This window comes from Mycetocola miduiensis (genome assembly GCF_900115155.1).
Classification (GTDB): Bacteria; Actinomycetota; Actinomycetes; order Actinomycetales; family Microbacteriaceae; genus Mycetocola_A; species Mycetocola_A miduiensis.
The window spans coordinates 179453-197884 of the sequence record NZ_FOVM01000002.1 but is presented as its reverse complement, the minus strand read 5'-3'; the positions used below and the strand labels follow the sequence as shown (position 1 = coordinate 197884).

Below are 18432 nucleotides of genomic sequence, written 5' to 3'. Positions count from 1 at the left end.
AGGTCGGGGCTCTGCCGGCCTTTAGATGAGCCGGGGGTCAGAGAGCGATGCCCCGCGCCGCCAGGAAGGGACCCGGGTCGATGTAAACGCTGATCCGGATCTTCAGATCGAGGTGGCAGCCCGTCACGACACCGGTTGCACCGACGTTCGCGATAATGGTCCCGGCCTTGACCAGATCGCCGACTGACACCTTCTGAGACCCGGTCTGTGCGTGGCCGTAGAGGGATTCCACGCCGCTGCCGTGGTCGATGATGACGCGCTCACCGAATGATCCTGCGTTGCCGGAGAACGTCACCCGCCCGGGCGAGATCGCTTTGATCGGAGTGCCGCAGGCGGATCCGAAGTCGACGCCGTCATGGAAGGTGTTCGAGCATCCGACGGTGTTGCAGATGACCCGACGTGGGCCGTACGGGGACGTCACTTTGGCGGTCACCGGCCGGATCCAGGGCGCGTTGGCGTCGTGCATGTAGTTGCCGCCGTTCGTTGCCGGGCCCGCATTGAGTTGGGCGGGAGCCACCTCTTCGGCCTTGACGAGCGGCGTCACGATGCCATGCGCTGGCAGGGCGGCGATTCCGACCAGGGCGGGAACAGCGATGCCGAGAATGACCAGCGGCCGGAGTGGCATCCTTCTACGTCTCGCCGATACGGGCCGGGCGGATGCCGGCAGCGCGTCGCGCAGGAGCTTCCTCAGGTGATTCATGGGGAGTTGGTTCCTGTCCGTTCACGGTGTCGAATCGAAGGGGGCCGAGGTGCCGTTGTGGAACTCGGACCGCCCGCGCCAGTCGGCCGGAAGGACGTGTTCGCGGTTCCCCCGAATGCCGCAGCCCGAGCGTACCGCTTCTCCCCCGCGATCGTCGTGATTGACGAGGAAGAATTTTCAGGCCGTAGCGAGTCTCGCATGTCCGACACGGATGCGGGAGGCCTCGTTCGCGGGGGAATTTCCGATCTCAGGCGTCGCCCATCATCAGGCCCTCAATCGAGTGCTTCTGGGTGATCGGCGTCAGACGGTCGACAACCGGGCAGACGAGATGCTGCCGGACCCGGTCGGGCAGGGAATCGTAGAACCCATGCGTGACGGCCATGTCATGGTGTTCAGCGTTGCCTGCTCCTGGGGCGTCGACGCCCAGGACGAGCACAGGGCGCGCCTTCGATGAGGTGTTGGCCGTGCCGCGGTGCACCGTGAGCGCGGACCTGACCGAGACGTCGCCGCGCTTGGGATATTTGCGGACCGCCAGCTCGGCGAAGCGGGGATAGAGGGACTCGGCCGGGAACATCTCGTGCTCGAAGCCGACCGGCAGATCCCATTGAGTGGTCGGGGCAATCTCGAACGGCCCCATGTCTTCCTCGGTATCGACCGCCGTGACGTTGAACGCCAGCGAGGTGAGTCGCCCCGTGTCCTTCGTCTCGTCGGGCATGGCAAAGTCGCGGTGCCATGGCTGGTCTTTCGCACCGGGATTCGGCACATCGAAACCCAGCTCGATGATCTGGTAGTCGGGGCCGAGTACGGCGTGACAGACGGCCCGCACCCAGGGATGATCGACCAGTTCCAGCCAGCCGCGCATTTGCTCCGGGTGAATCTCGACGTAGTGGCGGTTCGTTCCGCGGCCGACCGCCCCACCTGGCCGCCCCAGTGCTTCGGCGTATGCCGCTTCGATGTCTTCACGAAGCCTGTCGGCCCATTCCGCGCTGAAGAGACCTTTCCGTCCGTCCGCGCCCTCACGGTAGAGGGCCTGGACGGTGGCTGCGGTGTCGGCGTCCAGGTTTTCCAACCCGGGAGTCTGCGGTGTGGCCTGCTCTACGGTGTTCATTGCTTTCCTTCGTTCGGTTGTGACAGTTCGTCAGGGAAGCCGCACTGAGGGCAGGTCGCCCGTCCAGTCCAGCGGAAGGCTGTACATCCCGCGGTAGATGACCAGCTCGTCCCACCCGTGGAAGAACATCACATCGCCATCGGGCGTGCGGAGAACGTCCTGCCCGCCAGGGCCGATGTACCGGCCGTCGCTGGACTCCGACGACAGGAGTGGTGTCGGCTGTTTTCCGTATGGGCCGGTGATCGCGGGCGCGGATGCCACGCCGACGGCGTATTGGTCGGATCCGTAATCGTTGGCGGAATAGAACACCAGATAGGTATCGCCGTGCTTCACCAAGGTAGGAGCTTCGACCAGCTGTCCTTCCCAGGGTTCGGACTGTTTGAAGAGCTTCGTCGCTGGCCCGGCGAGCTGGGTTCCGTCGGGGGTCAGAGGATTTAGCTGGATCCAGGTGTCCATCGAGCAGCAGTTGCCGTCGTTCTTCCAGATCAGGTAGCGAGTGCCGTCGTCGTCTGTGAAGGTTGCCGGGTCGATCGACCCGCCCTCATCGAGCGTGCAGACCAGCGGCTCGCCTGCCACAGCACTGTACGGCCCGGTAACCGTCGCTGATGTGGCAGCTCCGATGCACTGCCTGTTCGACTCGCTGTGCTGCGCGACGAAGTACAGGACGTAGCCGCCAGCGGGGAGAGCAGTTACGTCGGGGGCCCAGGTGCGTCCAGACGTCGCCCAGCCGGGCAACTGCGGCAGGGCATCCTCCAGTGACACGTTCCATTCGGCCCGATCGTCCGAGGTCGCGAACTGGACGTTCACACCCCGGGTGTTGGTGGCGAACGCCACATACTTTCCGTCCGCCTCCAGGATGTCCGGATCGGCGAAGTCCTGGTCGATGAGGAACGGCTCGAGTTTCGACACCGGGTCTGAAGCCGGAGCCGGCTGGGGCGCACATCCGACGAACGCCCCAGCCAGCACTCCGAACACGGCTCCGAGGGCTACGGCCCTTTTGGCCTGGTTCACCCCTTGACCGCTGACCCGGCCACCGACTCAACGATCTGGCGTTGAGCGATGCCGAAGAGGATCAGCACCGGAACGGACGCGATCACCGCTCCGGCCATGACGATCGCGAAGTGGGTCGAATACGCGCCTTGCAGCTGATTGAGACCCGGCTGCAGTGTCAGGTTCTCGGGGCTGAGCAGCACGTACACCGGCCACAGGAAGTCGTTCCAGTTGCCGAGGAAAGCGAGCACGGCCAATGTGGCCAGCGCCGGCCGCGCGAGCGGGATCAGCACTTGCAGGAAGATCCGGATGTCACCGGCGCCGTCGATCCGCGCGGCCTCCTCAATTTCCGGCGGCAGTCCTACGAAGAACTGTCGGAGAAAGAAGATGCCGAACGCGCTCGCGGCACCAGGGACGGTGATTGCCCAGATCGTATCCAGCCACCCGAGGTTCTGCACGATGAGGTAGTTCGGGATGAGGAAGACCACCGGCGGGACCAGGAGGGTCGAGATAATCGCGCCGAAAACGATCTTCTTTCCGGGGAACTCCAGCCGCGCCAGTGCGTACGCACCCATGGATGCGGTCACCAGGATCAGTACGGTCTGGACCGTGGCGGCGGCGAAGCTGTTCCACAGCCAGAGGAAGATCGGTTGCTGGCCCGAGGTGAGCAGCGTCTGGTAGGCCTCGATCGACACCGGGTCCGGGAGGGAGTACGGCGCTCGAACGGCATCCGCATCGGTCTTGAACGATGTGATCAGCATCCACGCCAGAGGCAGCACGATGATGAGAGCCAGGGCGATCAGGACGACGTACAGGGAGACCTGGGCCCATGCCCTTTTCGCCGGCATGCTGCGTCGGGAAAGTACGGTGGTCATTTCAGGCCCTTCTCGACACGTTCACGCTGAAGCCGGAAGTTGATGACGCTGATGACCGCGAGAGCGGCGAACAGCACGTAGCTCATCGCGGCGGCAGGGGCCATGTTGTTCTGCGACAGGCCCTGATCGGCGATGTACATGATCGCGGTGCGGGTCTCGGTTCCCGGCCCGCCCTTGGTGAGCAGGTACGACTGGCCGAACATGTTTGCCGAGGCCAGGATCGTGGTCGTCGTGATGAACGTCATCACCGGCCGAAGGCCAGGAATCGTCACATTCCAGAACTTGTTCACAGTTCCGGCACCGTCGAGCGAGGCCGCTTCGTAAAGGTCCGCGTTGATCCCCTTCAGTCCGGCGAGGAAGATGATCGTGTTCAGGCCCATCGTCCACCACACGGTGACACCGACGAGCGAGACCCACACCCATGGGACATCGACGGTCCACGGCACGTTGGACGGCAGCCCGATCAGGCCCATCAGGTGGTTCAGGATGCCTGACTGAGTGTCGAGGATGTAGCCCCAGATCACTCCGATGACGGCAACGCCGAGCACGTAGGGCGCGAAGAAGATCGTCCGGAAGGCCGTTGTGGCGCGGATGCGCTGGTTGAGCAGGATAGCCACCAAGAGCGGCACGACGACGAGGAACGGCACGCTCGCGACGATGAAGATCCCTGTGACGCTCATCGACTTCCAGAAGTCGGAAGCGGTGACCGTGCCCGGCGTGAACAGGTTGATGTAGTTCTGCAGGCCGACGAAGGTCTGCACCTCGCGGAACGGACTCCAGTTGGTCAGGCTCATCCAGATTCCGAAGATCGCGGGCCCGACGACGAACGTCAGGAACAGCAGAAGAAACGGGGCGAGGAAGAGGTAGGCCGTCAGCGTCTTGCGGCCGGATGCCGGCCTTCTTGCGGAGGGGCGGGAGCCGCGCCCCCCAGCGCCGTTGCGCTGGGGGGCGGTGGCAACGAGCGGTGCGGTGTTAGTCACCGTACTTGTCCTGGTTTGCCTTCAGGATCTGATTCGCCTTGTCGGCGGCATCGTCCAGGGCTGACTTCGGATCTTTCTTACCCGTCAGGGCCTCGTTGAGCGCAAGAGTGATTTGTGCGTTCGCTTCGGAGATACCGGGCGAGACGGTTTCGTAGTGGGCGTACTCGAGTTCGTTCATGAACGGCTCGAGGTTGGGGTACTGCTCCAGCAGCGCCGGGTCTTCGCGGACCGTGTTGGCGGCGGGGAGTTCACCGGTTTCTGCCCAGCCCATCGAGTTGTCGTTCATCCACTTGACGAACACCGACGCGGCAGCGGTCTTGTTCTTGTCCTGGCCCTTGTTCTGCGGGAACACCCAGTGCGTGGAGCTCGACCAGACGGCCTTCTCATCGCCGATCTGGGGAACGGGAGCCGCCACCCAGTCGAGGTCGGCGAACGCACTGTTGGTGGTCTGCCAGACGCCGTTCCAGTTGAACGCGGTCTCGCCGGCGATGAGCGCCTTGATGTTGCCATCCTGGGCCACGTTTGCCGGGCTGTAGCCGTTCTTGACCAGGTCGGTCATCCAGGTGAGCGCCTTGACACCGGCCTCCGAGTTGAACGTCGCCTCGGTGACATCGTCGTTGTACATGTCGCCACCGAACTGCCAGATCAGGCTCTGGAACTCGAAGGTGCCCGTGAACACGTAGCCGTCAACCCATTCACCGGCGACTCCGGCACCTTTCAGCGCTTCGAGTGCTGCGGTGTACGACGCCTCATCGGTCGGGATCTCGGTGATCCCCGCCTTGGCGAGAACCGTCTTGTTCACGTACAGCCCCAGCGGGGTCACGCTCCACGGCACAGCGTACTGAGCGTCGCGGAAGTTGCCCTTGTCGAAGACACCCTTAGGGAAGTCATCACCCGAGTAACCCAGGCCGTCGATGATTCCGCCGGCGTCCTGGAGGAGGTTCTGAGCTGCGTACGTGGCCAGGTCATCGCCGTGCAGAACGGCGACGTCGGGGCCCTTGCCAGCCTTGATCGCCAGTGGCATCTTGGCGGTGATGTCGCCCCACTCCTGGGGAACGGCCTTGACCGTGATGTTCTCGTGCTCTGCGTTGAACTTCTGGATCAGTTGGGGAACGATGGTCGGCGCTGCGCCACCGGTCCACCCGTGCCAGAACGTGACATCCACGTCGGGGCCGGAGTACTCGCCATCGGCGGATACCGCACCCCCCGTACCTGCGCCGGATGCCGAGCATCCGGATATTGCGATGCCGACGGCGAGTGCGATGCTCGCACCTATCGCTCGGCGAGCCCACGGCTTGATCATGCGATTGCTCTCCTTTGAGTGCGTCCGGAGGGACGGAACCATGACGGCCGGACAGGACTTCCAGCCGATGTTCGAGAATTTACAGCGCTGGAATTTTGTTGTCAAGGTGTATTGTGCAATCGTTGCGGTTGCGAGATGCGGAGGGCTTATGGGCGTACGACTGCAGGACGTCGCCGAGCTCGCAGGCGTCTCCATGAAGACGGTCTCCAACGTGGTTCGCGATTACGAACACGTCAGCCCTACCACGCGTGAACGAGTGCAGAAGGCCATCGCTGAACTCGGGTATCGCCCGAACATGATGGGCCGCCGTCTCGCGACTGGGCGCACCGGGTTGCTCGCCCTCGCGTTCTCGAACGTCACCGTCCCCTACTTCGCCGAGCTGTCGCGCGCGGTCTCAGCGGCAGCGGGGGCACTCGGCTATCGGGTTCTGCTCGAGGAAACCGACGGCACTCTCGCGGGTGAGCGCGCCGTGATCGCGAGTTCCGAAGCCGGCATGGTCGACGGCATCCTGTTCCAGCCATCGATGATGTCGTCGGTGGAAATCTCCCGCCACCGAGGCGATCTGCCCATCGTGATCCTGGGTGAGGGCGCCGCTCCCCTGCCGGTCGACCGGGTCATGATCGACAACGTACTCGCCGCGCGCGCCGTAACGGAGCATCTCCTTGCGCTGGGACGGCGGCGGATCGGGTTCGCCGGGCATGAGGCCGGGCAGCTGTCCGCCACCTCGATCCAACGAATGATGGGGTACCAGCAGGCGCTGGAGGAACACGGCATCCGTCCGGAGCCTCGGCTGCTCTTCCCGAGTGCCGAAATATCCCCTTCGGGTGCCGTTCAGGGCGTGGGGGCGATGCTCGACGCCGGCGTCAAGGTCGACGGGCTTGTCTGCCGCGATGACCTCGCCGCCATCGGTGCCCTGCGTGCGCTTCAGGAGCGCGGCGTCCGCGTCCCGGACGATGTCGCTGTCACCGGGTGGGACAACATCGAGTTGAGTCGCGTGACGTTCCCCAACCTCACCACGATCGCACCCGACCTCGACGGTCTCGCTCGGCGAGCCGTGGAGATGCTCGTGGAACGCATCGGCGGCTACACCGGCGACGGCCGCCACGAGCTCGTCGACTACGAGTTGCTGGTTCGAGAGAGCGCCCCTAGCGCCGCGAACTGACCCGACGCTGGCAGACAGTTTACAGCGCTGCAAATTTCGTGCATGCTTGGGGCATGCTCAACGATGACTCCGCTCCCCTGCCCCTCGCGAGTGAGAATGACGGCAGCTACCCGCGCCCCCAACTGGTCCGGACATCGTGGCGCGATCTTGGCGGGCGCTGGACGTTCGCATTCGACGACGACGGGCGGGGCGTCCGGGAACGGTGGCACGAGAACCCGCGCCTCGACGGTTCGATTCTCGTGCCGTTTCCGCCCGAATCATCGGCGTCAGGAGTGCACGACACGGGTTTCCACCAGGCGCTGTGGTATTCCCGCCCCCTGAGCCCCGACGACCTCGCGGCCGCGGGCCATCGGGAGGGCCGGCGGCTCATGCTCCGCTTCGGCGCCGTCGACTACCGGGCCGTCGTGTGGGTGAACGGCCAACGGGTCGGCTCCCATGAGGGCGGCCACACCCCGTTCTCCCTCGACGTGACCGAAGCGGTCAACTCCGAGGGTGACAATGTGCTGGTGGTCAGGGTCGAGGACGACCCGCTGGATGTCGCACAGCCCCGCGGCAAACAGGATTGGCGGGAGCATCCGCATGTCATCTGGTACCACCGCACCAGCGGGATCTGGCAGCCCGTCTGGCTCGAGTCGGTTCCCGAAGTCGCTATCGAGTGGGTTCACTGGCGCTCGGACCTCGCTGCAGGACACGTGCATGCCCGCGTCGGGTTGACGGTGGCTCCTGTCGGCGGCGCATCCGTGGACATCGAGCTCCGCCACGACGACCAGGTCCTCGCTCGGACCACCGTGCATTCCGATTCTTCCGAAGTCGAGGTCGTGCTGTCCCTGAGCGGCCTGGCCAACGGACAGGCGTACGAAGAACTGCTCTGGTCACCTGAGCATCCGCGCCTTCTTGACGCCCGCATCGACCTCGAAACCGGCAGGGGGGCCTCGGACTCCGTTGCGTCCTACGTCGGGCTCCGGTCCGCTGCTGTCGATCGCCGGCTCTTTCTGCTGAACGACCGTCCCCGCTATGTCCGGTCCGTTCTCAGCCAGGGTTACTGGCCGGAATCGCACCTGGCCGCGCCCTCGGCCGACGCCCTCCGCGACGAGGTCCAGCTCATCAAGGATCTCGGCTTCAACGCCACCCGCGTGCACCAGAAGTTCGAAGATCCCCGCTTTCTCTACTGGGCGGATCGTCTGGGCCTGATGGTGTGGGCAGAGGCACCGGCAACTTTCACGTTCACCCCGGTCGCCGCCGAGCGGACCGTGCGGGAATGGCTCGAGGTCGTGCACCGGGACTTCTCCCACCCCTCCATCGTGACGTGGGTGCCGTTGAACGAAAGCTGGGGCGTGCAGCACATCGCCCACGACAACCGGATGCTCGCCTTCGCCCGCTCGCTCGTGCACCTCACCAAAGCACTCGACCCCACCCGCCCTGTCGTGTCCAACGACGGGTGGGAGCAGGCCGACACCGACATCCTCGCCATCCACGACTACGAAGGCGACGGCGACGTGATGCGCGAGCGTTACCGCGACCGCACTGCTGTCGACGCACTCGTGTCTGGGGTCGGCCCGGCCGGGCGAAGACTCGTCCTCAGCGGAGACGTCAGCGACGCCCCCGTCATGCTCACCGAGTTCGGCGGGATTTCGTACGACGTTCATCGCACCGAAGACGCCTGGGGATACACGGCCGCGACCACCTCGAATGACTTCGGCGAGCGCCTGCGCTCGCTGATGACCGCGATCCATTCCAGCGGCGCGCTCGCTGGGTACTGCTACACCCAACTGACTGACACGCTGCAGGAAACCAACGGACTGGTCGGCGCCGACCGGGTACCGAAACTCCCGGTGGCGGAGATCCGCGAAATCATGGTCGGCCCCGGCGCGAAACGGTTGTGGGGATGAGCGGCGACGCCCAGCCCGGACCGCTCCGACCCCCGGTGCGTCCCGGCTATTTTGCCGACCCCTTCCTCGTCCGCGCTCCCGATGGCAGCTACGCCGCATACGGCACGCAGCCGGACGGCGGCTCGGATGATCGCATGTTCGAGGTACTGCTGTCAGACGATCTTCGAACCTGGCGGAGCGGTGGAAATGTGCTGGAACGGCTCGCCCCCGAGCTGGGCGACCAGTATTGGGCACCTGAGGTGTGCTGGCGCGATGGCAGCTGGTGGATGTACTACTCCGTCGGGCGAGGTATCGAAGGTCACCACGTTCGCGTCGCGCGCTCCGACGACCTGACCGGTCCATTCACCGATGTGGGCGTGGATCTGACGCCTGCTGAGTCCTTCGCGATCGACGCACACCCGTTCCAGGACACGGATGGAACCTGGTATCTCTACTTCGCCCGGGATGTGCTCGATTCGGAGCGCCCGGGAACCCACCTCGCTGTCGGTCGGATGGAGAGCCCCACCAGCCTCATCGATGTTCGTGTGGCGCTCGCCCCATACGCGGATTGGCAGATCTACGAACGCGATCGCCCGATATACGACGGGGTCTACGACTGGCACACCCTGGAGGGTCCATCCGTCGTGAAACGGGAGGGGCAGTATTGGATGACCTTCTCGGGTGGCGCCTGGACCGGCCCCGGCTACGCCGTGTCGTGGGCGTCGGCGCCGACTCCGCTCGGGCCCTGGACACACGCCCCGGAACATTCCGCTCCCGTCCTTGGAACCGGACCGACCCTCACCGGACCCGGTCACAACTCACTTGTGGTCGGGCCGGACGGCCAGGACCTCATCGCTTTTCACTCGTGGAGCGGTGACGGATTCCGCCGGGAACTGCATCTCGCGGGCATCCGCTTCACTGCCACAGGCCCGACGGTCGATCTCTCAAGTTCCGCTTAAGGAGCTGTGGCAGACATGGGCGGTGTCAGTCGGAGACTCCACACTATGGTCGATGCGGGACTACTGACCCGGGGTCGAGCAAGGCGCTGAAGCAGGCCGACCCTCGTTGATCACGGTCAAGAGCCCGCTCCAGGGTCGCGTGCGCGTCGCGGGCACAGCGTCGGAACTGTAGCGGCTGCATCGGTCGCACCACGCGGTCGCGCGGTGCCTGAATCCGGAGATCTGTGCGACCTGCCATTACCTCTCAGACCGAGCGGTCGATGAACGTGGTCGAGATCCGCTGTGAGGCGACAGGTTGGCCGGCGATGAGTTCGAGCAGGCCGGTAACCCCAGCCGTGCCGATCGCGGCCGCGTCATGCCGCACCGCGCTGATCGCCGGCGACACGAATTCGAACCACTCCAGGTCGTCGAACGACACGACTTCGACCCGGGACGCCTCGGATGCGCCGAGGACCCACCGTAGCGCGCGGAGCGCACCGAGCGTGGTCGGCCCATTCGCACCGAAAACCGCCGTCGGGCGCTTTCCCCGTTCGAGGATGCGCATCATGGCCCGCTCCGCGCCATCGGCGAGAAAGTCACCGGCATCGATGAAGGCATCATCGGTGTTGATGCCGTGCGACTCTCGTCCCGCGCGGTATGCCGCCATACGCTCGGCGCCCGTCGATATCGAGTTCGGTCCTCCCACAAAGGCAACGTCCCTGTGCCCCCTGGTTTGCAACCAGTCGAGGACCAGACCGACGCCCTGGCTGTTGTCGGTAGCGAACGATGGCGCATCGAGACCCTCGACGAGTCGGTTCAGGAGCACAACGGGCAGGCCGGATTTGAGCATCGACTCCAGCTGTGGGGACGCGGGGCCCTGGGGCGCCAGCAGTAGCCCATCGATGCGCTGCGAGGCAAAAATGCGCAGGTACTCGTCGGCCTGGGTTTCGTCTTCATTGGCGTTCGCGAGGAGCACCGTGTAACCGAGTCGCATCGCTTCACGCTCCGCAGCGTGGGCAATTTCTGAGAAGAACGGGTTGCGGATGTCCGAGACGAGCAGACCGAGCACGTTCGTGCGTGTACTCCGCAGCGATCGCGCTGGGCCGTTGGCGATGTAGTTCAGCTCGGCTGCCGCCGCCTGCACCTGGGAGCGGGCTTTCGGCGACGTGTTACCGCCGCCGCTGAGCACGCGCGAGGCCGTGCCGAGGGAGACTCCCGCTCGCCTCGCTACGTCTTTTATCGTCGGCATGGTTCACTCCCGCTGGAAACGTTTCATTAGTCTCCTGCACCCGGGCGTGCCGTGCAATTCCCGCGCGGGGGTTCCTGCGCGCACCTGACTCGTGCTCCGGGCCCTCAGAAGGCGGACATCGAGAATTTACTCGGCAACAAACTTGCGTTTTGACATTCCATCCGGCAATATTTGGAAACGTTCCCATTTGGAAACGTTTCCAGTCGTCGGAGGATCATGTCGATCACCAAGGATGCCGTTCACAGCGTGGTCCGGGATTCCGGGCCGAACGCGGACCGCCGAGTCTTCGTCGTCGGAAGTGTGAACCGGGACATTCTTGTTCGGACCCCGCGGCATCCCTCCCCCGGAGAAACAATTACCGGAAGTCGCCTCGACACCGGGCTCGGAGGAAAAGGCCTGAACCAGGCGGTTGCAGCGGCCCGAGCAGGCGCAACGGTGATCATGGTTGGCGCCGTCGGCGACGACGACGCCGGTGCCGATTCTCGGGACCGGCTCCGGTCGGACGGAATCGACGTCGACCGGGTATCCGTCCGAAACGGGGTGCACACCGGTTACGCGGTCGTGACGGTCGACGACGCCGGCGAGAACTCCATCGTTGTCGTGCCCGGCGCGAACGGACTCCTCGACGGTGACGATGTACGTGCTCTTCTCACCGACCTCGGCCCGACCGACATCGTCGTCCTGCAGAACGAACTTCCTCCGTCTGCGGGCACCGCAGCGGCACGCTCCGCACGATCCGCTGGAGCGACCGTCGTTTGGAACGCGGCTCCTGCACCCGCATCGCTCGACGACATCCCCGACGCCATTGACGTTCTCGTCGTGAACGAACACGAACTCCTCTGCGTCGCCGAGTTGCTCGGCTTTGCCCTGCAAGACCGCAATGAACTCATCAGCGCCGTCGGCAGGCGACTGGACGCCGTCGTCGTCTGCACGCTCGGCGGTGACGGCTCCATCGTGATCGATGGCGACCGCACCGAGAGCGTACCGGCGGCAGCGGTGGACGTCGTCGACACCACGGCAGCGGGCGACACGTTCATCGGCTACCTGGTGAGCGACCTTCCGCTCGAAGACATTTCAGCCGAACATCTGCGTATCGCAGGGGCTGCCGCCGGGCTCACCGTGACCCGGCCGGGCGCATCCGACTCAATCCCCTATCGCCACGACGTCGACCGGGCCGCCGTCCTGATCGACAGCGGCATCGTCAACAACACCACCTGGAGCAACGAATGAAAGTTTCCCTCGGGGCCGACCACGCCGGTTTTCCCTACAAACAACTCGTGCATGACGCCATCACGGCGCTCGGTCATGAGGTCATCGACTGCGGTACGCACAGCACAGATCCCGTCGACTTTCCCGACATCACGGCCGCAACCTGCATTCCGGTGCTCGACGGTCGTGCCGATCGGGCGATCCTCGTTTGCGGCAGCGGCGCTGGCGCCATCATGGCCGCCAACAAGATCCATGGCATCCGCTGCGGACTGGCGAACGAACCGTATTCCGCCCACCAGGCGGTTGAGCACGACGACGCCAATGCCATCGCGCTCGGCGCCTGGCTCGCACCGCGCGCCTTCATCGGCGAGATCGTCGCGAACTTCCTCAACGCGACCTTCGACGACGACGAAGACACCCGCCGCCGGGTCGCAAAACTGAACGCGCTCGACGACCGCACCGCACCCCTTGTTCCTGTCCTGACCTAACCCACCCAACCAAACCTGCCGCGCGCACACGCGCCGGTACGATCAAAGGAGATCCCTATGACGAACACCGTCACCGCCCCACCACGGAAGTCGCTTCGCGGCTCACCCGACCGACTGAAGACATCGATCGCAGCCGGCATCGGAACGAGCGTCGAGAACTACGACTTCATCGCCTACGGCACCGCTTCCGCCCTGTACTTCGGCGCCGTCTTCTTCCCCGAAGAGGACCGATTCATTGGCACCCTCCTCAGCTTCGCCACCCTGGCCGTCGGCTTCCTCATGCGGCCGCTCGGTGGAGCGATCGGCGGATACATGGCTGACAAGTTCGGTCGCAAACCCGTTCTTGTTGCAGCCATGATCGTTATGGGTGCCGCCACCTTCTGTATCGGCATCCTCCCGACCTACGCCACGGTCGGCGTCCTCGCGCCGGTCCTTCTCGTGCTCATCCGCATCATCCAGGGTCTTGCCTTCGGAGCAGAGTGGGGCGGAGCCATCACCATGGCCTATGAGCACGCTCCGGCAAACCGTCGCGGTATGTACGCCGCCATCCCCCAGGCTGGCAACCCGCTCGGTATCGCCATGGCCAGCGCGATGTTCGTGTTCAGCGCGGGACTCGAGGGTGACTGGCAGTGGCGCACGCCGTTCCTGCTCAGCGCCGTGCTGGTCATCGCGGCCCTGTTCGTGCGGTCGCGCCTCAGCGAGTCGCCCGAGTTCGAAGACGCCAAGGCGTCAGGTGAGATTGTGAAGAACCCGTTCCTGACCGCGTGGCGCAACGACTGGAAGAGCATCCTCCGTGTCGTCTCGCTCCGCATCGTCGAGTCATTCACCTACTACTCCACCGCGACCTACCTGCTGAACTACATGTCAGAGCGCTTCCCCGACATCCGGCCAATCGCACTCGGTGCCATCACCGCAGCGAGCGTTGTGGCGATCTTCGTCACCTTCGCGGCGGGAGCCCTGAGTGACAAGGTCGGCCGTAAGCCTCTGTACATCGCCGGATGTGTCGCCGCGATGGCGTTCGCCTTCCCGATGTACCTGCTCACCAATGACGCCGTTCCGGCGCTCGTAGTGCTCACATTCATTCTCGGTATCGGCATCATTCACGCCACGCTCACCGGAGTGCAGGGCTCGCTGCTGACCGAGCAGTTCGGAACGACGACTCGTACCTCGGGTGCGTCGATGGGCTACCAGATCGCGGCATCGGTCGGCGGATTCGCACCGCTCATTGCGGCTCTGATGGTCGGCGCGGTCGGCTGGCCCGGCGCCTCACTCGTCGTCCTCCTGGCTGCCACGATCGGCCTCATCGGCATCCTCACCGCTCGCGAGACCTGGGGCAAGGCGGAGCGTCGTCGCGTGGCCGAACTGCTCGCCGCCGAAGACGCACGATAAGTCACAACTGATCAACAGCTCATGGGAGGCCGGTTCGTACCGGCCTCCCATGAGTGTTTTTCCGCGATGTTCCCGCGCGCATCCGAATGGTCATCCCCTGACGGGCAAAGGGATCGACACCGTTGGATCGCCGAGCAGCACTGTCGAGGCGCGATCGTAGGCGGTGACCTTCCCGTACAGAGCCAGATCGAGGCTGCGCTTTCGTTCCGTCTCGTCAGTTTCACTTGCATACGTCCGCAAGGCCGTCGACTGCCGCAGGAGCAACGGCCCTACTGGTTGGTACAAGCCGGCCATTTCCATGGCAAGTCCGATCGGCAACCCTCCATACACGCCGGTATACATGGTTTCGCGAGCCCAATGAGTCAGCTGCTGACGTGTCGGGGGGAAGGTCATTGTCCAATCGAAGGTCGGCTCTACATGCCCGATGAAGGCTCGAAGCGGGCGTGACGCACTGAGGAGAGCGCGCGGCAGTGGCGAAACCATGGCCCCCATCGAAGCCGCGGATTGGAGTACCGATCCGACCGCGGAGGTCGGTTCGAAAAGACCGTCGAAGATGCTGGGTGACTGCGAACCCGCAGAACAACAGGCCTGGGCCAACCAGATCGCGCCATCGGGTTTCCAGCCTGCAAGAAGATCGGCGGAGCGCTCGGGAGTGAACTCCGCGTCGACGATCGCTCCCAGTTGACTCCGCATCAGCTCCGGATCACCGGGAGGACCGATCTGCCCGTGGCTTGTCGTGACGATGACCAGCGGTTTCAACCGTCCAAGGTGATCGCGAAGTGCCTCACGCGTGGCCGGCGTCGTGCCCCCATCGATGAAGGATGCTCCGGCAAGGTCAGGATCTGCACTGAAGGCACCGTGCAACGGCGCTCCTACCGCGTCGCGCATGAGGGAGGTAATGTCATCCGAACTGTGCACAACCGACCACACGAGTGGGTTTTCGTACCGGCCCTCACTGTCTTTCCAACCGGTCATGAGCGCTTGCACATAGTTGTCGAGGCCGTCATCAGGCAGATCCAGTCGGCCAACCCGTCGGACCAACCCCAGCTGGTACTGCACGTTCCATGGGATCTCCTGCGGAGTTCCGATGATCAGGAGGTACGCCGGGATTCCATCCGGTCCTGTACCAGGAGGCGAGGTGTCTACTGGGCGGTCTCCCCCGTTCGCGTAATCGCGCAACACCCACGTCGAAAACTTCCCATCGCGGACATACCGGAGTACTTTCGATGCTGGTCTGCTGGCGAGAAGCTCTCGGACGGACGGGCGAGCGTCTTCGGCTCTGGCGAGTTGTTCCGGGGACCATCCCTGCCGGTCAGGCAACACGAGACCCCAGCCGACGCGCGTGTCCTCCCAGTCTTCGGGTGATGCAGGCGGCGGAGGAAACATGGCACCATCGGTCGGCAGAACCGCTGGTGCCGCCGCCCAACCGCCATAACCCGAACCAACGGGCGATTCAGCGACCCGGTCCCCGGTCCACGCATCTGTTCGGACGACCTGCGCCTCATCCACGTCGGGCGCATCGAAGGTGCTGAGATCCTCAAATGATTCAGGTGGCGAGCTCACGACGGCTTCCTTCCGCGATGCTGTTTCAGGTCGGTAGTTGTGGACCCGGCCTGGCTGGAACGATGCCGGAGAGCACCTCGGCCATCGCGCTGGTCATCTCGTCCTCAAGGCGCGTGGCCGCGGGAACCGGGGCCGAAATCTCCAGCCTGAAGGGGTCACGGCGAACGGTGAGCGCCGGTCGAATCCACTGTTTCCTCCGCGCAGCCGCGGCGAAATCCTCATCCGGCGGCTCCTGGCTCAGGATTGTCCGGGGCTCGACCGTCAGCGTGGCCCAATCAAGTACGCGCTCACCGTTGCCACCGGGCTGGGCTGAGCCATCTCCTGCGAAGAACATGGAATGCACTGCCCTGAAGAGTGACGTGTAGAAGCTGCCGGCGAATCGAGCTGCGTCGCCACTCAGGACCGGCTCAATCATTCCGACGACAGCCTGGATGCCGTGTTCCCTGACCAAATCGGCGGCGAGCGATTGTGCGCCAGAAAAGTGTCCGGTGTCGGCGCTTGAGCAGGCATTGAGCACGATGGCCCATGGTGGTTCGGCGGGAGGTTGGACGAGACCTCTGATGGTCGGTGCTGTCAGCCAGTGAGTGCTCGGCCCTGTCCGGTTGAGCCAGTCCACGGAGGTTGCCACGTTCAGGTGAGGACTTCCCGCGGTGTCGCCGTGGCAGAAGAAGTGAAGAATGTGGGGCGCGTGGGAGGTGATCTTCGCGGCGAGGTCGAGACGATCGCTGGGAACGAGGTCCACCGTGACCCACGGCAGGCCCAGCTTGTTTATCTCGGTCACGAGTGCCGTCTCCGACAGAAGCAAAAGCAGATCAATCGGGAGCGGGGAATTGTCGACCGCGGTTTTGAGAGCTTCCCACTCCTCTAGGGCTGAGACGCCGAGGCAGGAGAGCACGGCGGCGATTTTGAGGGGAGGTTGGAACTTTCGTACTTTCACCGGACTGGCGCGACTGTTGAGCATTCGACCGACTGGCCACTGCTGCAACGCCAGGAAGCCTCCGTCCTCCCGGCACAGTGCTTCCCATGGCAACTCCTGGAACGGGAGGGCCCCACCGAGGTCGATATAGATCGGATGGTACGAACCAAGGTCCGCCGGAATCCCGAAGGCAGTGGTCAGGACGCCGGCCGGTCCTTCGTTCGCTGTGATCGCGGAAAGCAGCCGTCGGCCAGCCGAGGCGACGGGCTCCGCCCCGACCCCATCGACCAACGCCACGAACTCCGCATCCGATTCGGTGCACTCGAATGGCCACATCCCAGACGCTTCCGTCGGTTCGCTGATGAGCAAACGGACGACGGGCGATCCGTCGATGATTGCGCTGTCGCTTTCGAGCTTCAGCACGATGCGCTCTTCATCCATGTGGACTCACCTCACCGTTGTTGGAGATCACGTTGTGCACGGTGTCGTTGAATGATTTCGCAACCGCATGGAGCGCAACCTCGACCTCCGGATCGATATGGAACCCGTCGGCGCCGAGCGCGCGGGCGTGGAGTCCTTCGAGCGCCCGCGCTCCGGCAGCCACCCAGGCCGGAGTGTCGGCACTGGCCAACACGGAGTAGGTGAGATCTGAAAGAAGATTTGTCGTCGCGTCGGCTTTCGAGAGCTGAGGCGGTTCGGGGAACCGGACGAACGACGGGTGGCTCCAGCAGATAGCGCCAGGCAGTGGCTCACCGGGGGGTTCGCCGTCGAAGAGCATTTTCTGCGCGGCGACCAGCTCGGTGCCCCTTCGGTCCTCGTCGAACTCATGGAATGCCACGACACCCGGGCGCGATTGTGCAACCACATCGGACAGGTCGCGCATTGCAGCCGGTGAAGGGTTACCCGGACACGAGGTCGCGACGAAGGAGAACGCTCCCACCCGGTCGAGCGCCCTGCACACTTCGGTCGCAGAAATGGCATCCGAACGGGTCTTCCCTGGCAGTGTTGGCTCGAAGCTCGGAACGGCCAGCGCTCCCCGACCGGCGAGAAATATGCCGTCGCTCACAAGGTGGACCACGTCAACGGAACGGCCCGTCAGTTGTTCGCCGATCCACGTGAACCACCTGCTTCGACCGGCTGCAGACGAGGGATCGACCTGATAATCGGGGCTTGGGGCGCCGGTTGGCGGATCGTGGACTGTAACGCCCGGCACTGAGCTCAGCAGCCGGTGCGTGTCTGCCGACGCGTCGGCCTGAACGAACACGTCTATGGTCACCGTCCACGTCGTGGAGTGCATCCACGTTTCCGCCAGAGTTTTGACGATGTCGCATAGAGGAGTTTCTCGAACGGCCCCGCCTGCCGCTAGGACGACATGGAGCGCTGTTCCTGGGGCTTCGGGTCGCAGCTTGAAGTACGGGAGTCGGATCAGAGGCCGACCCAGGATCGGAGAGAGGAATCGCTCCCAGGGGAATAGATGAAGATATCCCCGCGGCGAGGGCAACTCGAGCCAGAAACACGGGTCGTGATCATCGATCCGAGAGAGCTCCTCGCAGATGGAGGCGGCGAGATCAGACGGGATCCGAAGTCGCTCTTCCGGCAGAGTATCGGAGGCTTTCATCCAGTCAGGCAGCCCGAGGGAGCGGGTTGGGACTGAGCCGACTCTTCTGGCGTCCCCTTTGCCGCGCATTGCCTCG

General features: G+C 64.4%; 16 protein-coding genes. 6 read left to right on the top strand and 10 right to left on the bottom strand.

From position 1 onward, the window contains the following. Positions 1–37: 37 nt before the first annotated feature. The 6 genes from BM197_RS04675 to BM197_RS04650 form a co-directional block, all read right to left on the bottom strand. A complete protein-coding gene (locus tag BM197_RS04675; RefSeq protein WP_090709288.1) occupies positions 38–700 on the bottom strand; it encodes a M23 family metallopeptidase in 663 nt (220 codons plus the stop codon). A gap of 247 nt (positions 701–947) precedes the next feature. Continuing rightward, on the bottom strand, positions 948–1808 hold the full coding sequence (locus tag BM197_RS04670) for a phytanoyl-CoA dioxygenase family protein (protein WP_090709286.1): 861 nt from the start codon (positions 1806–1808) through the stop codon (positions 948–950). A gap of 30 nt (positions 1809–1838) precedes the next feature. Further along, positions 1839–2819, bottom strand: a complete 981-nt coding sequence (locus BM197_RS04665; RefSeq protein ID WP_245762389.1) for a glycoside hydrolase family 43 protein — start codon at positions 2817–2819, stop codon at positions 1839–1841. After that, positions 2816–3673, bottom strand: a complete 858-nt coding sequence (locus tag BM197_RS04660) for a carbohydrate ABC transporter permease (RefSeq protein WP_090709284.1) — start codon at positions 3671–3673, stop codon at positions 2816–2818. The genes BM197_RS04665 and BM197_RS04660 overlap by 4 nt, the downstream gene beginning before the upstream one ends. Further along, positions 3670–4653 (bottom strand): carbohydrate ABC transporter permease, encoded by a 984-nt coding sequence (locus BM197_RS04655; RefSeq protein ID WP_090709282.1) that lies wholly within the window; start codon positions 4651–4653, stop codon positions 3670–3672. Before BM197_RS04655 ends, BM197_RS04660 begins: the two co-directional genes overlap by 4 nt. Further along, positions 4646–5956, bottom strand: a complete 1311-nt coding sequence (locus tag BM197_RS04650) for an ABC transporter substrate-binding protein (RefSeq protein ID WP_090709279.1) — start codon at positions 5954–5956, stop codon at positions 4646–4648. The genes BM197_RS04655 and BM197_RS04650 overlap by 8 nt, the downstream gene beginning before the upstream one ends. 148 nt (positions 5957–6104) lie before the next feature. Between BM197_RS04650 and BM197_RS04645 the strand changes: the two genes are divergently transcribed. The 3 genes from BM197_RS04645 to BM197_RS04635 are packed head-to-tail and all read left to right on the top strand — an operon-like array spanning position 6105 to position 9945. Continuing rightward, positions 6105–7118, top strand: coding sequence for a LacI family DNA-binding transcriptional regulator (locus BM197_RS04645; RefSeq protein WP_090709277.1), 1014 nt, complete (start codon positions 6105–6107; stop codon positions 7116–7118). 53 nt (positions 7119–7171) lie between these two features. After that, positions 7172–9007 (top strand): glycoside hydrolase family 2 protein, encoded by a 1836-nt coding sequence (locus tag BM197_RS04640; RefSeq protein ID WP_090709276.1) that lies wholly within the window; start codon positions 7172–7174, stop codon positions 9005–9007. After that, entirely contained in the window at positions 9004–9945 is a 942-nt protein-coding gene (locus BM197_RS04635; protein ID WP_090709274.1) for a glycoside hydrolase family 43 protein, read from the top strand. The genes BM197_RS04640 and BM197_RS04635 overlap by 4 nt, the downstream gene beginning before the upstream one ends. A 244-nt stretch (positions 9946–10189) precedes the next feature. On the opposite strand, the gene BM197_RS04630 is transcribed toward BM197_RS04635, so the two are convergent. After that, on the bottom strand, positions 10190–11173 hold the full coding sequence (locus BM197_RS04630) for a LacI family DNA-binding transcriptional regulator (protein WP_090709272.1): 984 nt from the start codon (positions 11171–11173) through the stop codon (positions 10190–10192). A gap of 216 nt (positions 11174–11389) precedes the next feature. Between BM197_RS04630 and BM197_RS04625 the strand changes: the two genes are divergently transcribed. The 3 genes from BM197_RS04625 to BM197_RS04615 are packed head-to-tail and all read left to right on the top strand — an operon-like array spanning position 11390 to position 14259. After that, positions 11390–12403 (top strand): ribokinase, encoded by a 1014-nt coding sequence (locus BM197_RS04625; RefSeq protein ID WP_090709270.1) that lies wholly within the window; start codon positions 11390–11392, stop codon positions 12401–12403. Next, entirely contained in the window at positions 12400–12870 is a 471-nt protein-coding gene (locus BM197_RS04620; RefSeq protein ID WP_090709268.1) for an RpiB/LacA/LacB family sugar-phosphate isomerase, read from the top strand. Before BM197_RS04625 ends, BM197_RS04620 begins: the two co-directional genes overlap by 4 nt. Positions 12871–12927: 57 nt before the next feature. Beyond that, positions 12928–14259, top strand: a complete 1332-nt coding sequence (locus BM197_RS04615) for an MFS transporter (RefSeq protein ID WP_090709266.1) — start codon at positions 12928–12930, stop codon at positions 14257–14259. 90 nt (positions 14260–14349) lie between these two features. Here the strand turns inward: BM197_RS04615 and BM197_RS04610 are convergent, their stop codons facing one another. From BM197_RS04610 to BM197_RS16430, 3 genes are all read right to left on the bottom strand, one after another. Continuing rightward, a complete protein-coding gene (locus BM197_RS04610; protein WP_143094995.1) occupies positions 14350–15318 on the bottom strand; it encodes a hypothetical protein in 969 nt (322 codons plus the stop codon). Between the two features lie 529 nt (positions 15319–15847). Further along, positions 15848–17179: a CHAT domain-containing protein gene (locus BM197_RS04605; RefSeq protein ID WP_090709263.1), complete on the bottom strand. Its 1332-nt coding sequence runs from the start codon at positions 17177–17179 to the stop codon at positions 15848–15850. Then, positions 17172–18035 (bottom strand): hypothetical protein, encoded by an 864-nt coding sequence (locus tag BM197_RS16430; RefSeq protein WP_090709261.1) that lies wholly within the window; start codon positions 18033–18035, stop codon positions 17172–17174. Before BM197_RS16430 ends, BM197_RS04605 begins: the two co-directional genes overlap by 8 nt. Positions 18036–18432 lie beyond the last annotated feature (397 nt).